The sequence below is a fragment of the Amycolatopsis sp. WQ 127309 genome (assembly GCF_023023025.1).
Lineage (GTDB): Bacteria > Actinomycetota > Actinomycetes > Mycobacteriales > Pseudonocardiaceae > Amycolatopsis.
This window is the reverse complement of the sequence record NZ_CP095481.1, coordinates 7,731,185-7,753,056: the sequence shown is the minus strand read 5'-3', so window position 1 is coordinate 7,753,056 and position 21,872 is coordinate 7,731,185. Positions and strand designations below refer to the sequence as shown.

Below are 21,872 nucleotides of genomic sequence, written 5' to 3'. Positions count from 1 at the left end.
CGATGGCCGTCGAGGTAAGTACCAGCCGCAGCTACGAAGACAAGTATCCGCACGGCGAGCACTTCGAAGCCTCGCGGCCGGAAGGGATCCTCTACGTCTACGGCGGCAAGGACCCCCAGGGCGACGACAAGGTCCTCGCCATCTACGCGCCGGGGAACTGGCAGTCCGTGAAGATCACGGAGGGCAAGGAGAAGTGAGCGCCCGCCGGAGTTCGTCGAGCCACGCGGTCATCTGCGCGCTCAGGTCGTCCCCGGTGCGGGCGTCGACGTTGTCCGCGTGCAGTTCCAGCACGGGGATCCCCGCGGCGCGCAGAGCGCGGGTGGTGAAGTAGCCGCCGCGGGCGTCGTCGGAAACCAGGTGCACGACGCCGTCGACGCCGTGGTGGCGCGCTTCCTTGACGTACCACCCGGCCGACCACGGCGGCGTGTAGAGCTGGTCGCCGAACGCGGCGAAGCGGGCGGCGAGGGCGCGCAGCGGGTCGTCGCCGTAGCGCAGGTAGCCGTCCGCGGCGATCGCGAGGTACATCGACCAGACGAAGACCGCGCCGTGTGACCGCTGGAACCGCCGGTAGAACTCGAGGTCGAACCACAGGCCGCGGCCGATCCACATCAAGCGCAGCCGCTCGTCCGGGCAGGCCGCGACGCCGGCGTCGATCCGGTCGCGCACCTCGTCGTGGAACGCGCGGGCGGCGTCGCGGGCCCACTCGGTGCCGCGGTGCCACTGGGGCACCATGACGCTCGGGATGCCGTCGGTGACGGCGATCGGGCACGGCCGGGCCGCGGCGATCAGGTCGCGGGTACGGCGGTTCCACTCCTGCTGCTCGTTGACCAGCGCCATGACGTCCCGGAAGCGGGTCTCGGAGAACACCCGTCCGGTGGTCTGCTCCAGGAACCGGATCAGGCCGGTCAGCTCGCCGGTCAGCAGGTCGAGCCGATCGCTCCCGATGGCCTCCTCCCAGCGGTGCGGCATCAGCTCCCACCACCGCTCGGGCACCGCGTTCTCCGCCGCGCTCTCCAGCGGGTAGTACGTGACGCCGGGCTGCGCGTCCCAGACGTCGAAGATCTTCCGGGACGCGTCGCCGGTGGTCTCGCCGAGCACGATCGACGGCGTCGGCAGGCCACCCCACGGCGCCTGACCGGGATCGTCCTCGAACGCCGACGCCAGCGACGTGGCGCTGTACTGCTCGATGTAGTCGGGGTAACCGCGGTCGCGCAGCAGGCCGAGGTAGCGCTGGGTCTGGCGTTTCGCCGCGACGATCGAGGCCCACCACTGGTTGACGACGTACGGGATGCCCATCGCGCGGAAGATCTCCTGGGGCGCGTCCGCGTTGACGAGCGCCAGCGGCGCACCGGCGGCGACGTCGTCGCGCATCCCGGCGAACCACTCGCGCTGGTAGCCGGTCGCGGTGGTCGCCGAGGTCAGCCGGCCGGTCATCCCGCGACCCCGGCCGGGAGGAGCGCCGCGAGGGCGTCGCCGGTCAGCTCGCCGTACGGCTGCCGCTCCGCCAGCACCGCCCGCAGTCCGGTGGCGGCCCGCTGCGCCGGGAAGTCCCACGGCGGGGCGTCGTCGTGGACGCGCACGTAGGAGAACAGGACTTCCGCGTCGCAGGCCCGGGCGGCCGCCGCAGTGTGCGCGGCGCGCTGCCGGATGGACGCGCGGGGCGCGGCCGGGCCGTTGTGCTGGTACCGCTCGGCGAGCGCGAGTCCCGTCGGCGCCGCGCACGTGCGCGCGAAGAGCAGTTCGCCCCAGTCGTGGTCCTCCCCCACGATGAGAAACCCGTTGTCCTCCAACGTTTTGTAGACGCCGGGGTCGTCGTGGGAGCTGCCGGTGAGGAACAGCCGCACCCCCTCGACCTCGGGCGAGTCGTCGGCCACGCGGTCGGCGAGCGCGGTGGCCGCCGTGACCGGCAGCCTGGTGGTCGCGGCGACCAGGGTGAGGAACTCGGTGCCGCTCAGCCGGTTCTCCCGGCGCAAAACAGCGCAGCGGCCGAGCGAGCGCCGCAGGGTGTCGTGCGCGGTGATCGCCGCGGCGAGGTCGTCGTCGGAGATGGGCCGCCAGCGGCCGAGCCACTCGCGCAGCTGGGCGATCTTCGCGTGGACGTACCGGGTGGTCGTGTGGTGCGGCAGGTGCAGGACGTCCACCAAGCGCACCGGCGGCAACCGCAGCTCCGGCTCGACCCGGTGCAGCTCGCGCAAGGCGTAGAACAGGCGCAGCGAGGCTTCGCAGTCGCGGGAGACGACGACGGCTTCGAGCGGCCCGTAACCGCCGGTGAGGATCCGCGTCAGGATCGACCGGGCGACCGGATCCACACCGCGGCCGAGGTAGCGGTCGCCAAGCGTGCTGTCCTCGCCCGGCTTCCCGGTCAGCCGCAGCGGCAGCAACCCGGCCGCGGTGATCAGCTCGACCGGGACGTCCGCGCCGACGTACCCCACCGTCGGCGCGCTCAAATGACCGCCTCCGCGACCAGCTCCGCCAGCTGCTGTTCGGTGTAGCCGAGCAGCTCGCGGTAGACGTGCTCGTTGTGCTCGCCGAGCGCGGGCGCGGGCCGGTCCAAGGCGACGCGGGCGGCGGAGAACCGGATCGGCACGCCGGTCCCCGCCAGGTCGGCCACCGCGCCGTGGCGCGGGTGCCGCAGCGGCACGACCTCCTCGCGCGCCAGGACCAGCGGATCCCGCACCGCCTCACGCGGCTCGCGGACCTCGGCCGCGGGCACCCCTTCGGCGGTGAACGCGGCGAGGATCTCCGCCAGGGGCCGCACCCGGCACCACTCGCGGATGAGGTCGTGCAGCTCGTCGGCGGCCCGCACCCGCTGGTCGCGCGTGCGGTAGCGGTCGTCCTCGGCCAGGTCCGGCCGGCCGATCGCCCGGAGCACGCCGTGGGCGAACGCGTCGGTCGGCGCGCAGAGGGCGAGATAGCCGTCAAGAGCGGGCAGGATCCCGAACGGCGCGAGCCGCGGCACCATCGAGCCGGTGCGCTGGGGCAGACCGACCGCGTCGAAGGCGTCGAACGGCTCGCACGCGACGAGCGAGGTCAGCGCGCCGAGCATCGACACGTCCACGCGCTGGCCCTCGCCGGTGTGCTCGGCCTGCAGCAACGCCGACACCGTGCCGACCACGGCGAACAGCGGGGCCAGCAGGTCGCCGATCGGCAGGCCGAACCGGACCGGGCCCTCGTCGGGCTCCCCGGCGGTCATCATCACCCCGCTCAGCGCCTGGATGATCGAGTCCATCGCCTTGCCCGAGCCCGGGCCGCCCTGGGCGCCGAACCCGCTGATCGAGGTGTAGACGAGCCGCGGGTTGATCTCGCGGACGCTCTCGTAGGAGATGCCGAGCCGCTCGGTGACGCCCGGGCTGTAGTTCTCCACCAGCACGTCGGCGTCGCGGACGAGGTCGGTGAACACGGCGCGAGAGCGCGGGTTCTTCAGGTCGAGGGTGACGCTGAGCTTGTTGCGCCCGCGCAGCAGCATCGACACCGACAGGTCGTCGTCGTGGCGGCGGGCGAGGTTCAGGCCGTCGCGGCCGACGTAGGGCGCGTTGTTGCGCGACGAGTCGCCGCCGGTGGCCGGGTTCTCGACCTTGATCACGGTGGCCCCGAGCCCGGCGAGCAGCAGCGTCGCGTACGGCCCGGCGAGCGCGGTGGTCAGGTCGACGACGACGCGGCCGGCCAGTGGCTGGTCGGTCATGTGGAGGCTCCCTCGGAGAGATCGACGAGCACTTCGGTACCGCGGGTGGTGAACCGGCCGTTGAGGCCCGCGCCGCGGGTGATGTCCTCGACGTACTTCGCCACGGCTTCGCCTTCCGGGGTGCCGCCGACGGGCACCGGACGGCCCTGGTCGTCGACCCGGCAAGGCACGAAACCGGCTTCGTGCAGCCCGGTTTCGTCGAAGCGGCAGAAGGCGATGGCGGTGTTGCGGCTTTCGGGGTGGAACGGGAAGAACGGCATGTCCGGGTCGGGCGCGAAGCCGTAGAGCTTGGTCCGGCGTTCGGCCCACGCGCGGAGTTCGTCGGCCCCCACGCCCGCGCCCGGCGTCAGCGCGTGGGTGACCGTGACGAAGTTGCCGAGCCCGTGGAACACCGGCCGTCCGTTGTAGACCTCGATGCCGCGCATGATGTGCGAGTGGTGGGAGAACACCGCGTCGGCCCCGGCGTCGACCGCGGCGCGGGCGACCGGGCTCTCGTACATCGCGACCACGACCGGGGTGTGCCCGACGCCCTTGTGCAGCGACACGAGCACGATGTCGGCCTCCGCGCGCAGCCGGCGCACGTCGTCGGCCATCGCCGCCAGGCTGTCGGGATCGGCGAAGGTGTAGATCTTCGGCGGGCCGCCCGGGCTCGCGTGGTCGAGCTCGTAGTGGGTGAGCACGTGCACGTACGCGCAGCCGGGCTTGCGGGAGGCGGCCCACGAGTCGCGCGGGCCGACGCAGTTGTAGGACAGCACGCCGATCCGCAGGCCGCCCCGCTTCACGATCGCCGGGCGCCGGGCCCGCGCGAGGTCCGGCCCGGCGCCGGCCGTCAGCAGGCCCGCCGCGCGGGAGTAGGCGATCGTGTCGGCCAGTCCGCCGTCGCCGGCGTCGCAGACGTGGTTGCCCGCCAGGGTGACCACCGCGAAGCCCGCTTGGGCCACCGCCTTCAGCGCCATCGGGTCCGCCGGCGGCGCGGGGACGTCGGTGCTGCTCTGGACGGCCGTCGTGGAGTGGGGAACCTCGATGTGCCCGATCGCCAGGTCCATCTCCCACAGCACCGGCGCGGCGGGCGCGAGGAAGAAATCCGGATCCGGTTCGTCCAGGATGAGGTCGCCGACGGCGCCGACAGTGATCACGAAACACCCTCCTTTTCGGACAGATGGCGGGACAGGAAAGCACGCAGCCGGTCGGTCCGGGGCCGGGTGAACAGCTCCTCCGGCGGGCCTTCCTCGACGATCCGGCCGGCCTCCATGAACACGCACCGGTCGGCCACTTCGCGCGCGAACGCCATCTCGTGGGTGACGACCACCATCGTGGTGCCCGCCGCCGCGAGGTCCCGCAGCACGGCCAGGACCTCGTCGACCAGCTCGGGGTCGAGTGCGCTGGTCGGTTCGTCGAACAGCATGATCCGCGGCCGCACCAGCACGGCCCGCGCGATCGCGACCCGCTGCTGCTGCCCGCCCGAGAGCTGCCGCGGGTAGTGCTGCTCCCGGCCGGCCAGGCCGATGCGCGCCAGCAGCTCCCGCGCCTCACCCTCCACAGTGGACCGATCCCGCCGGTGCACGCGGATCGCCGCGTCGGTGACGTTGCGCAGCACGGTGAACTGCGGGAAGAGGTTGAACTGCTGGAAGACCATGCCCATCCGGCGCCGCTGGGCGGCGATCCGCCGCTCGCTCAGCGGGCGCAGGCCGCCGGGCGAGCGCCGGTGGCCGAGCAGCTCGCCGTCGAGGTACATCGCGCCGCCGTCGACGGACTCCAGCTGGTGGGCGCAGCGGACGAGCGTCGACTTGCCCGAGCCCGACGGCCCGATGACCACGACGGTCTCGCCTTCGTGGACGTCGAGGCTGACCCCCGCCAGCGCGTCGACCGTGCCGAACCGCTTGCGGACGTCGCCGATCCGCAGCACCGGGGCGCTCACCGGGCACTCCGGTGACCACGCGAGAACCGGCGTTCCAGCCGGCGTTGCCCGGCCGTCAGGACGGTGACCACGACCAGGTACCAGAAGCAGGCGACCAGCAGCATCGGCACGATCTCGTAGGTGCGGTTGTAGATCACCTGCACCGAGTGCAGCAGGTCCGACATCGCGATGACCGACACCAGCGCGGTGCCCTTGAGCACGTTGATGAACTGGCTGCCCGCGGGCGGGATGATCACGCGCATCGCCTGCGGCAGCACGATCCGCAGCAGCGTCTGCCCCGGCGGGTACCCCATCGCGCGGGCCGCGTCGCGCTGGCCGGGATCGACCGACGACACCCCGGCGCGGAAGATCTCCGCCAGGTAGGCCGACTCGACCAGCGACAGGCCGATCACCGCGGCGGTCAGCGGCGTGATCACCGCGTTGGCGTCCCAGCTGCCGAAGACCGGGCCGAACGGGATGCCGATCGACAGCCGCGGCAGCAGGTAGGCGAGGTTGAACCAGAAGATCAACTGCACCAGTGGCGGGATGCCGCGGAACAGGCCCACCCACAGCGTCGCCACCCACCGCGCGGGCCCGAACCCGCTCAGCTGCATCGCCGCGACCACCCCGCCGGCCAGCGACCCGAGCACCATCGCCGCGATCGCGAGCACCACCGTGGTGCCCAGCCCCGCCAGGACGCTCTTCTCGAAGAGGTACTTCGCCACGACGTCCCACTGGAAGCGGGAGTTGCCGACCAGGAAGACGACCAGCTGCGCCGCCAGCACCGCGAGCACGAGCACGAACAGCCAGCGCAGCGGCCGGAAGCGGCCGCGCGCGGACGCGACGTCGTCGTGGGCCGCGGCCGTTTCTTCCACAGTGGACATCGCGGTCATTTCGCGGACGCCGCGTCGAACAGCGGCTGCGGGACCGTGACGTCGGCCAGGGCCCACTTCTGCATGATCCGGGTGTAGGTGCCGTTGCGGAACAGCTCCTCGAACGCCTTCTGCAGCACCGGGCCGAGCTTCCCCGCCTTCGGGGTGTACAGCGCGAGGTTGTCCGTCGTGGCGCCCTGCTCCTCGGTCTGCGTCACGTACTGGTACTGCCCCTTCTGCTGGTCGGTCACGTCGATCGCCGCGGCCTGGGTCATGCCGGCGGCCTCGGCCCGGCCGGACTTCGCGGCCAGCAGGATGGCGTTGGTGTCGTCGAGCCCGATCACCTGCACCCCCGGCCGCTGTTCGCGTTCACAGAACGCGGACAGCTTCGCGAGCTGGCCTTCCACGACGCTGGCGGTGACCACGGCGACGCGCTTGCCGCACAGGTCGGCGGTCTGCTTGATGCCGGCGGCGGACCCCTCGGGCACCACGTAGGCGGTGCGCGTGGTCATCCAGGTGACGGTGTCGAACTGCTTCTCGCGCTCGGCGGTGGCCTTGACGGGCCCGTTGAAGGCGTCGTACCGGCCGCTGAGCATGCCCTGCAGCGCGGCCGGGAGCCCGGCGACGATGGTGATTTCCGTGCGCACGCCCAGGATCTGGCCGAGCGCCTGCTGGAAGTCGGGGTCGATGCCGGTGACGGTCTTGCCGTCCGGGCCGACGGTGCGGTACGGCGGGTGGGAGTCCCCGGCGAACCGGAGCACCCCCGCGTCCTTGATCGCTTGCGGCAGCTGGTCGTGCAACGCCGCGACGACGGTGAGCGCGGCCGCGGAGGGCGCGGGCGCCGCCCCGTCGTCGACCGTGCACCCGGCCAGGACGAGTCCCGCGGCGGCGGCCACGGCGAGCGGGCTTCGACGCCATTGACGAAGTGAGGAACCCATGTCGTTTCTTCCTGAGGAAGGCCGTCCGAACCGGGCGGCGCGAGAACCCGAGGGGAGATTGGTTGCTATCTGGGCGCCGATCGTCGCATGATGTGTCGCGTGATTCAACCCCTCGATCCGGCCGCCTGTCCGGCACTGCCACCATGGACACCGGCGGCGGACGACTCCGGCCGATCGCCGGCCCGAACCCCGGAAGAGGCGAGCACGCGATGACGACGGGCCCGCTTCCCCGCTCCCAGCAGGGAGCCGAACCGCAGCTCCTCCTGACGTCCCTGCTCGGCGACTTCTGGTACTGGCGCGACGAGCACATCCCCTCGGCCGCGCTGGTCGAGCTGCTCGGCGAGTTCGACATCAGCGCGGCCAGCGCGCGGGCCGCGATCCGCCGCCTCGCCGCGCGCGGCCTGCTCACCGTGTCGCGGAGCGGGCGGACCACGGCGTACGGCATTCCCGCCCGCACGTCCGAAGTGATCATCGAGCGCACCCACCGGATGCTGACCTTCGGCACGACCGCGCCGGAGTGGGACGGGCAGTGGACGGTCGTCACCTTCTCCGTGCCGGAGCAGGACCGCGGGCTCCGCACGGCACTCCGGTCACGGCTGCGGGTCCTGCGGTTCGCCGCCCTCTACGACGGCGTGTGGGTCAGCCCGCACGACCTGGCCGCCCCCGCACTCGCCGCGCTGCGCGAACTCGGCCTCCGCAGCGCGACGGTCTTCCGCGCCACCGAGGTCCCCGGCGACGCCGGCAGCCCGGTCGCGGCGTTCGACCTCGAGCCACTCGCCCGGGAGTACGAGCAGTTCGCCGAGCGGTACGAACGCGTGCTCACCGGCCTGGACGCCGGTCTGGTCAGCCCGGCGCAGGCGCTGCGCACCCGCACCGAGCTGCGCGTGGACTGGCGCCGGTTCCCGGAGACCGACCCCGACCTGCCCGCCGAGCTGCTGCCCGCCGGCTGGGCGCGCGACCGGGCCCAGAAGGTGTTCCTGCAGATCTACGACCGGCTCGGGCCGCTCGCCGAGCTCCGGTTCCGGCAGGTGCTGGCGGCCACCGACCCGGCGCTGGCCGACTTCGCCGCCCACCACGACTCGGTGAAGGTGGCCGCCCTGTTCGCCGGCCTGGGCGACCACCACGCGGCGGGCGACACGCCGTTCGAACAGGCCGCGCAGGCGCGTCGGCTGGACGAAGCGGGCCACCAGTAAGCGGCACTTGCCGGGCCGGGCGTCCCGGGACATGCGTCAAGGATTGACGTCGTCGGGCCGCAGCGCGTCACCGGGTGCCCGGGCCGGCGCGTGCGGGCCGGGGTATCCACCGCCACAACGCGCCCGCCGCCGCGAAGCCGACCAGGCCGCTCGCCACGATTCCGGCGCCGAGGCCGGCCAGCGCGGTCACCGCGGACAGGATCAGCGGCCCGGCGCCGGCGCCGATGTCCGCGAGCTCGTTCCAGATACCGATGTGCGTCGGCCGTCCGACCGGCGGCGACACGTCGGCGCCGAGCGTCATCACGATGCCCGACCCGATGCCGTTGCCGAAGCCCATCACCATGGCCACCACCACCAGCGCCACCGCGCCGCCCGCGAACGGCATGACGACGAAGGAGACGCCCAGCACGAGCGTCGCGGGCACGGCCACCCACCGCCGCCCGTGGCGGTCCATCACCTTGCCGGCCGGGTAGAACGTCAGCGCGTCGATGGCGCCGGCGACGCCGTAGACGATCGAACTGGCGGTCGGCGACAGCCCGATGTGCGCCGCCCACAGCGGCACCACGGTCTGGCGGGTCTGCCGGATCGCCGACAGCAGCAGGATCCCGACGCCCAGCGTCGCGTACACCCGCCACCGCTGCCGGAGCATCCCCCGCGTCGTGACGGCGGCCGCGTCCACCCGCTCGCCGGTGGTGACCTCCAGGTCGGGCACCCGGAACACCAGGACGGCCGCCGCCACGATCGCGGCCAGGCTCACGTAGTACGCCCCCGGCAGGCCGGCGACCTGCATCGCCCCGGCCCCGGCGAACGGCCCGAGGAACACGCCCACGCGGATGCTCCCGCCCAGCGTCGACAACGCCCTGGCGCGCATGTGCGCCGGGACGATCTCGGTCAGGTACGACTGGCGGGCCAGGCTGTAGACCGCGCTCGCCGCCCCGATCAGCAGGATCCCGCAGCCGTAGAGCAGCAGCGACGCCGGTCCGCGGCCCAGATCGACCAGGCAGGTCACGACGCCGGCGACCATGACGGCCGACGCCAGGAGCATCGACCGGCGCTCGCCGATCCGGGTCGCCAGCATCCCGGCCGGGATGTTCGCGACCAGTGACCCGACGCCGAGCAACGCGGCGATCAGCGCGGCCGTCGAGGTGCTCGCCCCGCGGTCGATCGCGCTCAGCACGACGACCGGCAGCACGGCCCCCTCGGACAGTCCGAACAGGACCGCCGGCCCGTACGCCGCCGCGGCGACCGAGCGCAGGCGGAAGTCCTCAACCATTTCCGGCCATCATGCGTGACCGACGCGGGCGCCCGGAGCCGGGAGTGATCAATGTCGCTTCGTGAATTCACGCGTTGAGCAGGGCACTTCGAACCGGCAGGAGCCCGGCACCTCGCGGGCGCCGGGCTCCCCCGTGGTCACGGGCAGGCCGGCGCCGGCTCCGCGGCGGACGACCCGGCCGACGTCAGCTGGGCCAGGCCGCGGCCGCCGAGCCCGAGGACGGCCTGGGTGGTCGCGCGCACGACGGTGCCGGCGTGGTAGCCGGTGGCGTCGTAGGCGATCGCGCCGCGGTTCGCCGCGACGCCCGCGCAGCCGACCTGGAGGCCGGTGAGGAACGTCTTCGCCTTCTGAGCCGCGGCGAGCCGCAGGCCCGCGCGGAACGCCTGCCCGGCCAGACCGGTCGTGTTGGCGTTCGGCGCGACCGCCGGATCACCGGTGCCGACCGAGATCCCGCCGTTCGCCTGCTGCTTCCCGGCCAGCCAGGTCAGGCCCTGCTGGGCCTGGCCGGGCCGGCCGGTCGCCTGCAGCGCCTGGGCGGCCATCGCCGTCGAGTCGGTGTCGCCGACGCAGGGCGTCACGCCGAAGTCGAGGGGGAAGCCGCCGTCCGCGCACTGCGTCCCGGCGAGGAAGGTCACCGCGGACGCGGGTGCGCCGCCGGGCGTCCGGTCGAGGGCGATGAGCGCGAGCGACTGGCTGAAGGCGTTGCTGTAGTCCCCGTACTGCGACCTGTCCGAGAACCGCCCGGACGGCGCCAGCAACGCGCGCAGCCGGGTGGGCAGGTCGGCGCCGCCGAAGGTGGCCGGGTCCTGGCCGCGGACCTCCGCGGCCAGCGTCGCCTTCGCGGTGGCGCCGGCGTAGGACTCGGTGACGCCGTCACCGACGTAACCGGCGAGGTTCGTCGCGACGTACGTGGTCGCGCGGCCGGCGGCGGTGTTCGCGACGCCGGCGGACGCGAAGGCGAAGATGCCGTCGATCGTCAGGCCGGTGTCCGGATAGGACACTCCGCCGAAGACGGTTTCCAGGTGGTCGCCGCCGGCCAGCTGTCTGGCGAGCCAACCTGCTGCGACGTCGGCGCTGCGCTGCGCCGGGGTCGTGGCGGACGCCGTCGCCGGGACCAGGAGCGTGGCGGCGGTGACGACTGCGGCGAGGTGACGGAGTTTCACGGTTTCTGCCTTTCCGGGATTTGTTCGGGGAGTTCGGCGAAGGTCGGGGCGACGCCGTAGGAGGCCTTGCGCGAGGCCCGCCGCAACGTGGCGAGCACCGCGGGGCCGAGCACGACGATCGCCACGGTGTTGGTGATCGCGCGGCCGGTGTCCCAGCCCGCGGTCGACGTCAGCAGCGTGAACACGGCGAAGCGGTGCAGGTTCTCCCACACCGGATCCCCGGCCACGTACGAGATGTGCCCGTCGTGGTACGGGACTTCGGCGCCGGTGATGAACGGCCAGAACCACAGGTTCATCAGGAACCCGAACAGATAAGCCACGACGATGCCGTAACCGATCAGCATCGCGATCTCGGCCTTGCCCGTCACGCGACGCGGCAGCAGCCCGGCACCCATCCCGATCCACGCCGAGCACAGCATCTGGAACGGCAGCCACGGCCCGACGCCGGCGGTCAGCAGGGCCGAGGCGAACAACGACGTGCAGCCCAGCACGAACCCGAACCCGGCGCCGAACACACGCCCGGCCAGGACGAGCACGAAGAACACCGTCTCGATCCCGGCCGTGCCCGCGCCCAGCGGCCGCAGCGCGGCGTTGACGGCCGAGAGCACGCCGAGCATCGCGAGGGCCTTTGCGTCCATGCCGCCCTCGGACAGCTCGGCGAGCACGATAGCGATCAGGACGGGCAGGATGCCGAAGAAGATGAACGGCGCGTCCGGCCCGTGCTGCATGCTCTGCGGTTCGACCCGCACCAGCAGCGGCCACACGAACATCATCAGCCCGGCCAGCGACGCGAGCCCGAGCACGACGGCTGAGCGCGGGCCGACGCGCACGGCCTGGTCGGCGCGCCCCCACACACGGATCCGCGTCATGAGACCGCCGCCTCGACCTCGGCGACGGTCAGCCAGCCGCCGCCGAGGATCTTGGCCACCTGCGTCGCGAACGCCGGCGATCCGCCGAGCACCTCCGCGGTGGCGCCGTCGGCGACGATCTCCCCCTCGGCCATGACCACGACCCGGTCGGCGACCGTCGCGACGAACTCGACGTCGTGCGTCGCCACGACCACCGCGCACCCCTCGGCGGTCAGCGCGGCGATCATCCCCGCCAGCGCCGCCTTGGCCGGGTAGTCCAGCCCGCGGGTCGGCTCGTCGAGCAGCATGATCGACGGCGACGCGGACAGCTGCACCGCCAGCACCAGCGCGAGCCGCTGCCCTTCGGACAGGTCCCGCGGGTGCCGCCCGGGGTCGATCCCGGGGGCGAGCCGGTCGAGCAGTCCCCGGCAGGAGCCGGGCCCGGCACCGGTCTCGGCATCGGCCGCGGCGCATTCGGCGGCGACGGACTCGAGGTAGAGCAGGTCGCTCGCGGTCTGCGGAACGAGCCCGACGACCTTGCGCGCCTTCGCGCTCGGCAGCTCCCCAGGATCGACCCCGGCGGCACGGACCTTCCCGCCCTGCCGCGGTCCGGACCCCTGCAAAGCCCACAGCAACGACGACTTCCCCGAGCCGTTGCGGCCCATCATCGCGACCACCCGGCCGGGGTGCAGGTCGAGATCGAGCCCGCGGACCGCGACCACCGGCCCGTACCGGACGACCACGCCGGAGGCGGTCAGCACCGGTTCCCCCGGCTCGGCCCCGGCCGGCTCCGGGCGCGAGCCGAGGCGCTCGCGCAGCGGCCGGGCGACCCGGCGGGCGTCGCGCACGGACATCGGCAGCGGGTCCCAGCCGGCGAGGCGGCCGAGCCGCACGATCGGCGGCGCGATGGGCGTGGTGCGCAGGATCTCCGGCGGGGTGCCGTCGGTGACGCTGCCGTCGCCCGGGACGTAGAGCATCCGGTCGGCGAACGGGATCACGCGTTCCATCCGGTGCTCGGCCAGCACGACGGTGGTGCCGAGGTCCTGCACCAGCCGCGCGAGCGTCGCGAGGACCTCCTCGGCCGCGATCGGGTCGAGGGCCGACGTCGGCTCGTCGAGCACGAGGACTTTCGGGTGCATGGTCAGCACCGACCCGACGGCGACGCGTTGCTGCTGCCCGCCCGAGAGTGTCCTCAGTGGACGGCGGCGCAGCTCGGCGATGCCGAGCAGGTCGAGGGTTTCCTCGACGCGGCGGCGCATCACCTGCGGGGCCAGGCCGAGCTGTTCCATGCCGTAGGCGAGTTCGTCCTCGACGACGTCGGTGACGAACCCGGCCAGCGGATCCTGCCCGACGACGCCGACGAGGTGCGCGAACTCCCGCGGCGGCCGGTCCCGCGTCACGACGTCCTCGACCGACACCGTGCCTTCGAGGTGGCCGCCGGTGAAGTGCGGGACCAGGCCGTTGAACGTGCCGAGCAGCGTCGACTTGCCCGAGCCGGTCCGCCCGGCGACGAGCACCAGCTCGCCCTCCCCGATCGACAGCGACACGTCGGCGAGAACGGGTTCCGGTTGCCCGTGGTACCAGAAGGAAACGCGGTCCAGCTCGATCATGCGGGGACTTTCTCGGTCTCGGGCACCGGTTCCGCTTCGAACGGCAGCGCGGGCGGCGGGGTCAGGAACGCGGGCAGGACGCCGAGGAGCACGCCGGCGAGCGGCACCCAGGACAGCAGCGGCCAGGACAGCGTGCTCAGCGACGGGTTGAGGTTCGTCGGGTCCACACTGGACGTCGTGAACAACGCCGCGGCCACCGCGGCACCGCTCGCGGCGGTCACGAACTCGGGCGGGTGCCAGCGATCCGGCCGGTACCGGGTGCGCCGCACGCGCGTCCCCGCGGTCCGGAAGCCGATCAGGCCGAGCACGAGCCCGCCCACCAGGAACGGCGTGGCGAGGAACCGCGGGGTCGAGCCGTCGAGCGTCGCGTAGACCCCGACGCAGATCCCGACCAGGCCGGTGATCATCAGCACGCCGGTGAGCAGCCGGGCACGGGCCCGCACCACCCCGGTGCGGCCGTAGCCGCGGGAGTCCATCGAGGACGCGAGCTGCAGCGACCGGTCGAGCGCGTCCTCCAGCACCGGGATGACGACCGCGTGCAGCGCCCGGAACCGGCGTCCCTTCGCGCCGCCGCGCAGCTTGCGCGCCCGGTGGACGCGCTGGACGCTCTCGGCCAGCTGCGGGAACACCGACAGCGCGACGATCACGGCCGTGCCGACCTCGTAGAGCGCCGGTGGCATCGCCTTGAGCAGCCGTTTCGGGTTGGCCAGGGCGTTGGCCGCGCCGAGGCAGAGCACCATCGTGGCCAGCCGGAGCCCGTCGTAGAGCCCGCCCAGCACGGATTCCGCGGAGACGTCGCCGAGCAGCCGGATGCCCGCGGCCCAGGCGGGCAGCGGGATTTCGGGCAGGCGCAGGATGATCGTCGAGCCTTCGGCGCCGCCGAAGACGATCCGGAAGAACACCCGCACCCCGATGATGACCGCGGCGAGGTAGGCGTACATCCGGAACGCCATGGCCCACGGCGCGTCCGCCCGCCGCGCGATCACGACGTAGCAGAGCACCGCGACGATCGTCAGCAGCAGCCACGGGTTCGTCGTCCGGCTCGCCGCCACCGCCAGCCCGAGCGCCCACACCCACCACGCGGCGGGGTGCAGATCACGTGGCAGGAACCAGGAAGCGAGCATCAGCTGTCCCGGGCGCGCTTGCGGCGCCGCGCGGTGAACCACGCCGCGGCGGCGAGCAGCACGACGGCGCCACCTGCCACCCAGGGCGCGTAGTCACTCGCCCCGGCCTGCTCCTTGATCGCCTGGCCGACGTCCGCGGCCTGCTCGCCGCCGGTGAACGCGACGTTGCCGGCCGGGTCGGCGGCCTGCTGCCCACCCCCGCCGGGCCGCGGTTTGGGCGGCGGCAACGGACGGCCGCTCGCGCCGGGCCGGTCCGGCTGTCCCGGCGGCCCGGCCGTGGTGGCCGGCGCTCCCGAGGGCGGCGCGGCCGGGGCGGTCGTGGCGCCGGGCTGCTTTTCGTTGACGTCGTCGGATGTCGGCGCCGGCTCCGCCGCGGTGACGCACGGCCCCGCGGTGCCGGGCCGGACCGCGGCGATCCGCGGCACCGGGTTCGAGCCGGCCGTCGCGTTCAGCGAGAACGACCAGCCTTCGAAGCCACCCGTGGTGAAGTCGCGGTTCTTCACGCCCCACTGGCTGTACTCCCACGCGCAGTTGTTCCCGGCGTGCCAGTACGACCAGTAGCCCGCTGCGGGCGGTGTGTCGACGCAGGTCTCCTTGTAGTGCTCGTTGCCCTTGACCGGGATCTCCTCGACCGCGGACGGCCGGTTCTCGATGCGGCAGATGAACGCCTCGCCCCACCGCTGGACCCCGGCGATCTGGAAACCCGCGTTCTTCAGCGCGTCCAGGCCGGTGCCACGGCCGGTCTGCGGGTCGCAGCGCACGATGGTCGTGCCGCCCAGCTGCTGGAAGTCGAGCACGACGGTGACCCCGGCGCCGTCGGTGCAGAACCCGGGATGGCCCTTGCCCTGGTCGACGGCGTGCGCGACGCCCGGGGCGAGCGCGGCCGTCAGCACCGCGACGGCCGCCCCCGCGAAGATCCGCCTCACTGCACCGTCAGGGTCGCCGTCGAGTACACCGTGCCGCCGGTGCCGGCCGCCTTGATCGTGTACGTGTAGGTGCCCTTGGCCGTCGGCGTGATCGTCTTCGTCCCACCGGGCACGGCCAGCGACCCCGACCAGGCGCCGCCGCCGGCGGCCGGGGCGACCGACTGCGCGGTGAGCGTCGTGGCGTTGGTGGACGTCCAGGTCAGGGTGGTGCTCTGGCCCAGGGTGATCTTGTGGTCCAGGTCGTCGGCCGACAGGCTCACGGTCGGGTTGGACGCGTTCACGGCCGGGTTGAGCGGGGTCACGCGCGGCACCGGGTTCGTGCTGGCGGACCGGTTCAGGGAGAACGACCAGCCTTCGAAACCGCCGGGGACGACGTTGCGGTTGAGCGCGCCGTAGCTGCTGTAGGTCCAGGTCGAGGTGGCGCCGGTGGCGTTCCAGTACGACCAGTACGCGCCACCCGGCGGCGTCCGCACGCAGGCTTCCTTGTACGTCGGGTTGCCCGAGACCGGGATCGGCTCGGTCGCCGAGGGCCGGCCTTCCAGCCGGCAGACGAACCCGAGTCCCCACTGCGCGACGCCGGCGACGGCGATGCCCGCGTCCTGCAGGGCCTGGATGCCGGTGCGGTCCGTGCCGGGGGCGGCGTTCGGCGAGCAGCGGGTGATCGTCGGCGCGGCGGTGCCGCCGTTGCCGTTCAGCTCCTGGAAGTCGACGACGACGGTGACGCCGCTCAGCGCGTCGTTGCCGGTGCAGATCCCGGTGTAGCCCTTGGCCGGGTCGACCGCCGACGCCGGCGTCGCCGACGACACGACGAGCCCGGCCAGGACGGCGAGACCGGCCAGCAGCGAAGGAAGACGTCTCATGGTGTTACCCCCTGGTGCGTGGTGTGCGGGTGATCAGGTGGCGCAGGCCGGCGGCCAGCGCGAAGGCGAGGACGAGCGCGGCACCGGACAGGCGGAAGGCCAGCCAGAGCGCCGAACCGCCGAGAGCGGCCGGCGCCGCGACGACACCGCCGTGGCCACCCGCGGCGGCGAGCGGCTCGGCCAGCGGCAACCGGACCGCCGTCGTGAGCGGGGAGCCGTCCGCGTCGAGCCAGGTCCGCCCGGCGATCCCGGTCGCCGCGGCGATGCTCGCGCCGGGGTCGCTCGGCCCGCCCGGGCTCTTCGGGAACCCGCCGTCGGCCAGGACGAGCGCGCCGAGGGCCTGTGCGGCCTTGCTCGCGTCGAGCCCGGCGGAGCTGAACCCGCCGGCGACGGCCGCCGTGAGCACGGGATCGGGCTGCCCGTCCGCCGCGGCGACCGTGCCGTCGGGTCCGGTGCGGGTGGTCAGCGCCGCGGCGGCGGACTCGAGGGCCTGCCGGTGTTCGGGCGTCCAGCCGGCCGGCGCGACGTTGCCCGGCGCCCGGCCGTCACGCGGGACGGCGTTCAGCGCCTCGACTGCGGCGGCCGTCGCGGCGAGATCGCCGGTGGCGCACGGCTTCCCGGTCAAGACGGCCGGGAAGAGCCCGTCCGCGCACTGGTGGGCGACGAGTGTCCCGGCCGCGGCATCGGCCGGCGCCGTGGCCGTGGTCGCCAGCGTGGCCCACGCGTGCCGCCGCAGGGATCCGGTGGTGTCGGCGAACTCCCCGGTGTCGGTGAACTCCCCGGACGCGGTGCGCAGCGCGGCGAGGTCGGTGCCCAGCTGGGGGACGGCCGGGTCCGCCACGAAGCGGGCGATGACGTCCAGCTTGGCCAGGGGTTCGGCATAAGCCGCCTGGCCTTGTTCGTAGGGCGCGCCGTGGGCGTAGGCCCGGACCGAGTCCGGGCTCAGCAGGAACCGTGACGCCCGGGCCGCGGCGTCCGGCTGCTGCCCGAGCGTGTGCAGGGCGAGCACGAGATCCGCCGTCAGGTCGTAGTCGACGAAGGTCTTGCCGTCCTGGGCGACCTCGACGTGGTCGCCGTCGACGAGCCGGCTCGCGAGGTAACCGCCCAGCCGGTCGGCCGGGGTCGGGCCGGTCACCGGCGCCGGCGCGTCGGCGGGGACGACCACGGTGCCGCGCGGCGAACCGGGCCGCACCGCCGGGGTGCCGGCCTTCGGGCTGACCGGCGGCTTCACAGCGTGATCCCCCGTCGGCGCGGGCTTTTCGCCGGGCGGCGGCGGTGGCGGAACGGGCAGGCCGCAGCCGGGGTCCGGTGGCCCCTGCGCTCCGGCGTGGCCGAGGGTGAGGTCGTGGAACCCGACCTGGGACAGGCCGAGTGCGGCCTGCGCGCTCGCGCGGATCCAGGTGTCGAGCCCGCCGATCCCGGCGGTGCGCGCGGCTCGGTACTCGGCCGGGGTGTAGGCGATGGCGCCGAGCTGATCCCCGAGCGGGGTGCCCGTGTCGGCCGCGGTCGCTTCGGCGGACCGGAGGAAAGCGGTCCCCGACGCCATCGCGGCGTCCGCGCACCCGGCGTCGGCGAGCGCCTGCAGGATCAGGCCGGTGCTGTTGGTGTTGGGCGCTTCGGTGCCGACGCCGCCGCCCCAGCCGCCACTCGCGGTCTGGTGGGCCTTCAGCCACCTCACGGCCTTGGTGATGGGCGCGTCGAGGTTCGCCGCACCGGCGTCGCGGGCGGCGAGCATCGCCGAGAGCGCGACGCCGGTGGCGTCGCCGTCCGGCGTCGACTGGTCGAACGGCTCGCCCTCGTCACACGTCGAGATCCGGTGGCCGTCCGGTGTCACCTGGTCGCCGGTCTCCGTGGTGGGGATGAGGCCGAAGAAGATCCGGAAGAAGCCGTCCGAGCACTGCTGTTTCAGCATCGTGTCGATCGCGAGCCGATCGGTCAGGCCGGCGCCCGCCAGCCCGATCACAGCCAGGGCCTGGCCGAACACGTTGGCGTTGTTGCTGACGAAGTCCTTGAAGTCGGGGTTCTTCGAGTAGTCGCTGACGCGGCCCTTGTCGACGCCCGAACGCGCGATGGTGCCGAGGGTCTCGGCGACCATGTCGTGCCCACCGAAGGACCTCGGGTCCCGCCCGGCGATCTCCGCGGCGACCAGCACCTTCGCCGCGGCACCACCGGTGATGATCGCGTCGTAGCCCTGGCCGGGGACGAGGCCGTCCCACGTGTAGTAGTCGGTGGCGTGGTGGTCGTCGTCGAGGTACTTCACGATGGGCGCGGCCAGCGCGCCGTCGCCGGAGGCGTACATCGCGAAGAGCGTGTCGATCATCAGCCCGTGGTCGGGCAGCGCGCCACCGAGCGGGTTCTGCAGGGTGCCGTCGGGCGCGAGCTGCGCGGCGAGCCACTTCGACGTCGGCTTCGAGGCCGCGAGGTCACCGGCGAAGGCCGGCGTCACCGAGCCGACGGTGAACACGACGACGGCGGACACCCAGGCCGCGATGGGCCTGAACCGCTTGCCGGCCACGTGATCCTTCCTCTCCCCAGACGCCGGCGCGACACACACAGGGAGAGACCGGCCCCCACGGGAGGCCGGGCGTCCACCCACTGCTGGCGCGACAGCGGTTCGACAAACACCTGCCCGAGGCGGTAATCCGACTCGTCACCCCAAGGTGACCCACGGTTGCGCGACAGTGCCGGACTTCGACCGGCTTCCCCTGCCACGGGCAGAAAACATGAAGTTGTGCTGACTGAGCGAGCCGACACTAACACCTGGTCAGCCGAACGGGAACGGCAGAACTCACGTCGCCTTCACCACACCGGGGACGCGCGCGGCCGTCCGGGCAATCTCGAAGACAACTGCAACAGAACGCGGTGCAGGTGACCTCTTGAGAGGTGTGCGGTGCCTGAGCGCTGCGCGTCCAGCTCGACGAAGGCAAGGAGACCGTGCCATGACCGACCTCGACGAGGTGCGCCGCGCGTCGGACGCCCAGGAGCCGCCGGCGTCCGATCCCGACGCCGTGGTGACCGTCGCCGGCCGCCGGGTCCGGCGGCGCCACACGACCAGCGTCGCCGCCGTGACACTCGCGGTGGCCGCCCTCGGCGCGGGGGTCTTCTGGGCGCAGAACCGAGGTACCGCCGCGGTGCCACCGGCCACGCTCGCGAGCCCGCCGTCCGCCACGGTGACCCAGCCGCCGGCCGCCGGCAAGGTGCCCCCGGCCGCACCGGCGATCAGCCTCGAGGACAGTTCCTGGGACTTGCTGTTCTGGGCCGTCCAGCCGCACTTCGCCGGCCTGCACTACGCGCAGGATCACCGGTACGCGTTCGAGATCGACGTCCGGGACGGCACCGCGCCCCACAGCGCACTGGCCGCGAAACCCTCGTCGGCGGACCAGATCCCGCACCCGCAGTCGGTCATGTGGCAGGACGGCCCGAACCGCTGGATCCGGGTGACGACCACGAAACCGGTGACAGCGGCGGAAATGCTGGCCCTGCTCGGGAAGGTCCACACCACGCCACCGGTGATCGCGTCACCGCTCAAGTCGCTGCAGGTGCCCGACGGGCAGCAGGTCGGCACGTTCACCAGCGAACCCGAAACCAACACCCTCGTGCTCTGCCCGCCCGCCGAGGTCGGGAAGGCCCCGCTCGACCCCCGATGCTTCTCGCTGACAGTGTCGCTGACCAGCAGAGCCGCGGACAGCAGCTTTCCGCAGGACCCGCTGCCCGTGCACCAGCACCGGAAACTCGGGGCCTACACCCTCGAAATCGACAGTTCACGCGCCAACGAACAGGCCGCGCTGGCTTTGCTGAACTCCGTTCAGCTCAATCGCTGAGAATCAGCGTCACCGGCGGAATCCGATCTGTTCCGCATTTCCGAAAGCGCACTCGAATTGCCGTGATTCCGCGGCATCGGTGGCCCAGCCGAGGAGTTTCGATGCGTAATTCCGTGCTCGTCGTCCTGGTCGGTGTCATCCTCGGCGCGCTCGCCGCGGCGGTCTGCGTTCGTTCCGCGAACGTGCCCGCCGCGGCGGGCACGTCACCGGCGCCGGACGTCCCGCCGTCGTTCCCGCGGACACGGGCGGCCACGCCGGTTCCGGGGGCGGCCGAGGTGGCGGTCGACGTCCGGGGCGAATGGTCGTGGGCGTTGCGCGAGACGGACACCGGCACCGTGGTCGGTGCCGGGACCTTGCGCACCACGACCGAATCCATGATCAAGAGCTGGCTCGCGGTGGACTACCTGGCCTCGCGGAAGTCGCGGATCTCGGCCGAGGACGAGGATCGGGTGACCCGCATGATCCGGTCCAGCGACGACCGTGCCGCGCAGACGCTCTACCTCCGGCTCGGCGGCGACGACTCGATCGCCCGGATGATCCGCACCTGCGGCCTGCACGACACGACGATCCACCCGAACTGGTGGTCCAAGACCACGATGCCGGCGACCGAGGCGACCCTGCTCGGCCGGTGCGTGGCCCGCGGTCCGGGCTTGAGCCCGCGGTGGCGGGCCAAGCTGCTGGACCTCATGCGGTCGGCCGACCCCGCGACCGCGTTCGGCATCCCGGAGGCCCCGGCCCTGGCGGGCCTGCACCCGGCCGTCAAGAACGGCTGGACCCGGCACGGCGCCTGGTGGACGGTGAACTGCCTGGCGATGTGGGACCACTGGGTGCTCGCGGTGATGGTGCACTACCCGGACCAGGGCCACGAGCACCACTACGGCGCCGAAGTGTGCAAGTCCGTGGCCCAGCAGCTGTTCGGCCGGATCGACATCGGTTCGACCACGGGCTCGGGAAGCAAGTGACGGGGATCAAGCTGGATCGTCTTCCGTGGTGCCGACCCGGATCTCGACTCGGTGCCGAAGGTAGTCGTCGCTCGACGTGCGGGCGATCCGCACGGCCTCGGCCACCAGGTCGAGCAGGTCCCGCAACCGAGAGCGGTAGGCGGCCGGGCGAGCGATCGTGCGCCCCGGCAGCGGCGAGAGCGGGATCAGCCCTTCGCCGTTCGACGTCACAAGCAGCGGGGTATCGAGCCGGTCAGCAGTAGACGTTGCCGCAGACCGCCAGGATGAACGCCGTTGCGGTCAGGGTTTCGGTGGCGCCGTCCTGGGTCAGGGTGACCGAGACGGTGACTTCGTCGTCGCCGGTCAGGCCGTCGACCCGGCAGCCGGACGTCGTGCCACACAGGCCGGGTGCGGTCTGGTAGCCGGCCGGGACGTGCCAGGTGTAGGTCGTGCCGGCGGCCGCGCCGCCGACGGAGAATCCGGCCGAGTAGGGGCCGTGGAACTTCGCGCTGTTGTGGCAGTTCCCGGTGTAGGAGCCCACCGGGCCCGGCGAGACCTGGCATCCGTAGGTCTCGCCGCCCAGGGCCGCGGCGGGTCCGGCGGTCAGCACACCGATGCCCGCCGCCAGCAGGACGGTCGAAACCAGGGCCGCACTCTTGCGCATGGGTTACCTCCGGAACTGGTGGTTCCTCTGTACGACACAGGGACGATACCCAGCGCAACA

At 73.0% G+C, this 21,872-nt stretch carries 21 protein-coding genes and 1 riboswitch; of the genes, 4 read left to right on the top strand and 17 right to left on the bottom strand.

What is annotated here, in order from left to right; genetic code table 11:
- The first annotated feature begins 2 nt into the window (after positions 1–2).
- Positions 3–197 carry a hypothetical protein gene (locus MUY22_RS34970; protein ID WP_247051449.1) on the top strand — a complete coding sequence of 65 codons (195 nt, stop codon included), beginning with the start codon at positions 3–5 and terminating at the stop codon, positions 195–197.
- On the opposite strand, the gene MUY22_RS34965 is transcribed toward MUY22_RS34970, so the two are convergent.
- From MUY22_RS34965 to MUY22_RS34935, 7 genes are read right to left on the bottom strand one after another with little or no spacing between them, the layout of a single operon-like run.
- Positions 175–1,434: a 2-hydroxyacyl-CoA dehydratase family protein gene (locus MUY22_RS34965; RefSeq protein WP_247051448.1), complete on the bottom strand. Its 1,260-nt coding sequence runs from the start codon at positions 1,432–1,434 to the stop codon at positions 175–177. The two genes, MUY22_RS34970 and MUY22_RS34965, sit on opposite strands and share 23 nt — an antisense overlap.
- Positions 1,431–2,447, bottom strand: a complete 1,017-nt coding sequence (locus tag MUY22_RS34960) for a 2-hydroxyacyl-CoA dehydratase family protein (protein ID WP_247051447.1) — start codon at positions 2,445–2,447, stop codon at positions 1,431–1,433. Before MUY22_RS34960 ends, MUY22_RS34965 begins: the two co-directional genes overlap by 4 nt.
- Positions 2,444–3,682, bottom strand: coding sequence for a CaiB/BaiF CoA-transferase family protein (locus tag MUY22_RS34955; protein ID WP_247051446.1), 1,239 nt, complete (start codon positions 3,680–3,682; stop codon positions 2,444–2,446). Before MUY22_RS34955 ends, MUY22_RS34960 begins: the two co-directional genes overlap by 4 nt.
- Positions 3,679–4,818: a CapA family protein gene (locus tag MUY22_RS34950; RefSeq protein WP_247051445.1), complete on the bottom strand. Its 1,140-nt coding sequence runs from the start codon at positions 4,816–4,818 to the stop codon at positions 3,679–3,681. Before MUY22_RS34950 ends, MUY22_RS34955 begins: the two co-directional genes overlap by 4 nt.
- Positions 4,815–5,600 (bottom strand): amino acid ABC transporter ATP-binding protein, encoded by a 786-nt coding sequence (locus MUY22_RS34945; RefSeq protein ID WP_305879321.1) that lies wholly within the window; start codon positions 5,598–5,600, stop codon positions 4,815–4,817. The genes MUY22_RS34950 and MUY22_RS34945 overlap by 4 nt, the downstream gene beginning before the upstream one ends.
- Positions 5,597–6,463 (bottom strand): amino acid ABC transporter permease, encoded by an 867-nt coding sequence (locus MUY22_RS34940; protein ID WP_247051444.1) that lies wholly within the window; start codon positions 6,461–6,463, stop codon positions 5,597–5,599. Before MUY22_RS34940 ends, MUY22_RS34945 begins: the two co-directional genes overlap by 4 nt.
- A 5-nt stretch (positions 6,464–6,468) precedes the next feature.
- A complete protein-coding gene (locus MUY22_RS34935) occupies positions 6,469–7,389 on the bottom strand; it encodes a transporter substrate-binding domain-containing protein (RefSeq protein ID WP_247051443.1) in 921 nt (306 codons plus the stop codon).
- A gap of 209 nt (positions 7,390–7,598) precedes the next feature.
- Between MUY22_RS34935 and MUY22_RS34930 the strand changes: the two genes are divergently transcribed.
- Positions 7,599–8,582 (top strand): PaaX family transcriptional regulator C-terminal domain-containing protein, encoded by a 984-nt coding sequence (locus MUY22_RS34930; RefSeq protein WP_247051442.1) that lies wholly within the window; start codon positions 7,599–7,601, stop codon positions 8,580–8,582.
- A 67-nt stretch (positions 8,583–8,649) separates the two neighbouring features.
- On the opposite strand, the gene MUY22_RS34925 is transcribed toward MUY22_RS34930, so the two are convergent.
- The 8 genes from MUY22_RS34925 to MUY22_RS34890 all read right to left on the bottom strand — a co-directional run bounded on the left by MUY22_RS34925 (position 8,650) and on the right by MUY22_RS34890 (position 18,901).
- On the bottom strand, positions 8,650–9,855 hold the full coding sequence (locus MUY22_RS34925; protein ID WP_247051441.1) for an MFS transporter: 1,206 nt from the start codon (positions 9,853–9,855) through the stop codon (positions 8,650–8,652).
- 137 nt (positions 9,856–9,992) lie between these two features.
- Entirely contained in the window at positions 9,993–11,018 is a 1,026-nt protein-coding gene (locus MUY22_RS34920) for a peptidase (RefSeq protein ID WP_247051440.1), read from the bottom strand.
- Positions 11,015–11,887, bottom strand: coding sequence for an ECF transporter S component (locus tag MUY22_RS34915; protein WP_247051439.1), 873 nt, complete (start codon positions 11,885–11,887; stop codon positions 11,015–11,017). The genes MUY22_RS34920 and MUY22_RS34915 overlap by 4 nt, the downstream gene beginning before the upstream one ends.
- A complete protein-coding gene (locus tag MUY22_RS34910) occupies positions 11,884–13,476 on the bottom strand; it encodes an ABC transporter ATP-binding protein (protein ID WP_247051438.1) in 1,593 nt (530 codons plus the stop codon). Before MUY22_RS34910 ends, MUY22_RS34915 begins: the two co-directional genes overlap by 4 nt.
- A complete protein-coding gene (locus MUY22_RS34905; protein ID WP_247051437.1) occupies positions 13,473–14,600 on the bottom strand; it encodes an energy-coupling factor transporter transmembrane component T in 1,128 nt (375 codons plus the stop codon). The genes MUY22_RS34910 and MUY22_RS34905 overlap by 4 nt, the downstream gene beginning before the upstream one ends.
- Positions 14,600–15,526 (bottom strand): ABC transporter substrate-binding protein, encoded by a 927-nt coding sequence (locus MUY22_RS34900; RefSeq protein WP_247051436.1) that lies wholly within the window; start codon positions 15,524–15,526, stop codon positions 14,600–14,602. Before MUY22_RS34900 ends, MUY22_RS34905 begins: the two co-directional genes overlap by 1 nt.
- Positions 15,523–16,386 (bottom strand): hypothetical protein, encoded by an 864-nt coding sequence (locus MUY22_RS34895; protein ID WP_247051435.1) that lies wholly within the window; start codon positions 16,384–16,386, stop codon positions 15,523–15,525. The genes MUY22_RS34900 and MUY22_RS34895 overlap by 4 nt, the downstream gene beginning before the upstream one ends.
- Positions 16,387–16,390: 4 nt before the next feature.
- On the bottom strand, positions 16,391–18,901 hold the full coding sequence (locus MUY22_RS34890) for a prenyltransferase/squalene oxidase repeat-containing protein (protein ID WP_247051434.1): 2,511 nt from the start codon (positions 18,899–18,901) through the stop codon (positions 16,391–16,393).
- A gap of 67 nt (positions 18,902–18,968) precedes the next feature.
- Positions 18,969–19,117, bottom strand: a riboswitch (adenosylcobalamin (AdoCbl) riboswitch).
- A 208-nt stretch (positions 19,118–19,325) separates the two neighbouring features.
- Here MUY22_RS34890 and MUY22_RS34885 point away from each other — a divergent pair.
- Together MUY22_RS34885 and MUY22_RS34880 are read left to right on the top strand one after the other, a co-directional pair.
- Complete coding sequence (locus MUY22_RS34885) at positions 19,326–20,207, top strand: hypothetical protein (RefSeq protein WP_247051433.1); 882 nt, start codon at positions 19,326–19,328, stop codon at positions 20,205–20,207.
- 101 nt (positions 20,208–20,308) lie between these two features.
- On the top strand, positions 20,309–21,169 hold the full coding sequence (locus MUY22_RS34880; protein WP_247051432.1) for a serine hydrolase: 861 nt from the start codon (positions 20,309–20,311) through the stop codon (positions 21,167–21,169).
- Between the two features lie 6 nt (positions 21,170–21,175).
- Here the strand turns inward: MUY22_RS34880 and MUY22_RS34875 are convergent, their stop codons facing one another.
- Both MUY22_RS34875 and MUY22_RS34870 read right to left on the bottom strand, forming a co-directional pair.
- A complete protein-coding gene (locus MUY22_RS34875) occupies positions 21,176–21,379 on the bottom strand; it encodes a hypothetical protein (protein WP_247051431.1) in 204 nt (67 codons plus the stop codon).
- 22 nt (positions 21,380–21,401) lie between these two features.
- Positions 21,402–21,812, bottom strand: coding sequence for a hypothetical protein (locus MUY22_RS34870; RefSeq protein WP_247051430.1), 411 nt, complete (start codon positions 21,810–21,812; stop codon positions 21,402–21,404).
- Between the last annotated feature and the right edge of the window lie 60 nt (positions 21,813–21,872).

Bases quoted from the DNA above. Each gene is read 5' to 3' on its own strand.
- MUY22_RS34955 (WP_247051446.1), bottom strand. From the start codon at position 3,682: ATGACCGACCAGCCACTGGCCGGCCGCGTCGTCGTCGACCTGACCACC.
- MUY22_RS34915 (WP_247051439.1), bottom strand. From the start codon at position 11,887: ATGACGCGGATCCGTGTGTGGGGGCGCGCCGACCAGGCCGTGCGCGTC.
- MUY22_RS34895 (WP_247051435.1), bottom strand. From the start codon at position 16,386: ATGAGACGTCTTCCTTCGCTGCTGGCCGGTCTCGCCGTCCTGGCCGGG.
- MUY22_RS34970 (WP_247051449.1), top strand. From the start codon at position 3: ATGGCCGTCGAGGTAAGTACCAGCCGCAGCTACGAAGACAAGTATCCG.
- MUY22_RS34880 (WP_247051432.1), top strand. From the start codon at position 20,309: ATGCGTAATTCCGTGCTCGTCGTCCTGGTCGGTGTCATCCTCGGCGCG.
- MUY22_RS34940 (WP_247051444.1), bottom strand. From the start codon at position 6,463: ATGTCCACTGTGGAAGAAACGGCCGCGGCCCACGACGACGTCGCGTCC.
- MUY22_RS34965 (WP_247051448.1), bottom strand. From the start codon at position 1,434: ATGACCGGCCGGCTGACCTCGGCGACCACCGCGACCGGCTACCAGCGC.
- MUY22_RS34910 (WP_247051438.1), bottom strand. From the start codon at position 13,476: ATGATCGAGCTGGACCGCGTTTCCTTCTGGTACCACGGGCAACCGGAA.
- MUY22_RS34925 (WP_247051441.1), bottom strand. From the start codon at position 9,855: ATGGTTGAGGACTTCCGCCTGCGCTCGGTCGCCGCGGCGGCGTACGGG.
- MUY22_RS34885 (WP_247051433.1), top strand. From the start codon at position 19,326: ATGACCGACCTCGACGAGGTGCGCCGCGCGTCGGACGCCCAGGAGCCG.
- MUY22_RS34870 (WP_247051430.1), bottom strand. From the start codon at position 21,812: ATGCGCAAGAGTGCGGCCCTGGTTTCGACCGTCCTGCTGGCGGCGGGC.
- MUY22_RS34930 (WP_247051442.1), top strand. From the start codon at position 7,599: ATGACGACGGGCCCGCTTCCCCGCTCCCAGCAGGGAGCCGAACCGCAG.
- MUY22_RS34905 (WP_247051437.1), bottom strand. From the start codon at position 14,600: ATGCTCGCTTCCTGGTTCCTGCCACGTGATCTGCACCCCGCCGCGTGG.
- MUY22_RS34935 (WP_247051443.1), bottom strand. From the start codon at position 7,389: ATGGGTTCCTCACTTCGTCAATGGCGTCGAAGCCCGCTCGCCGTGGCC.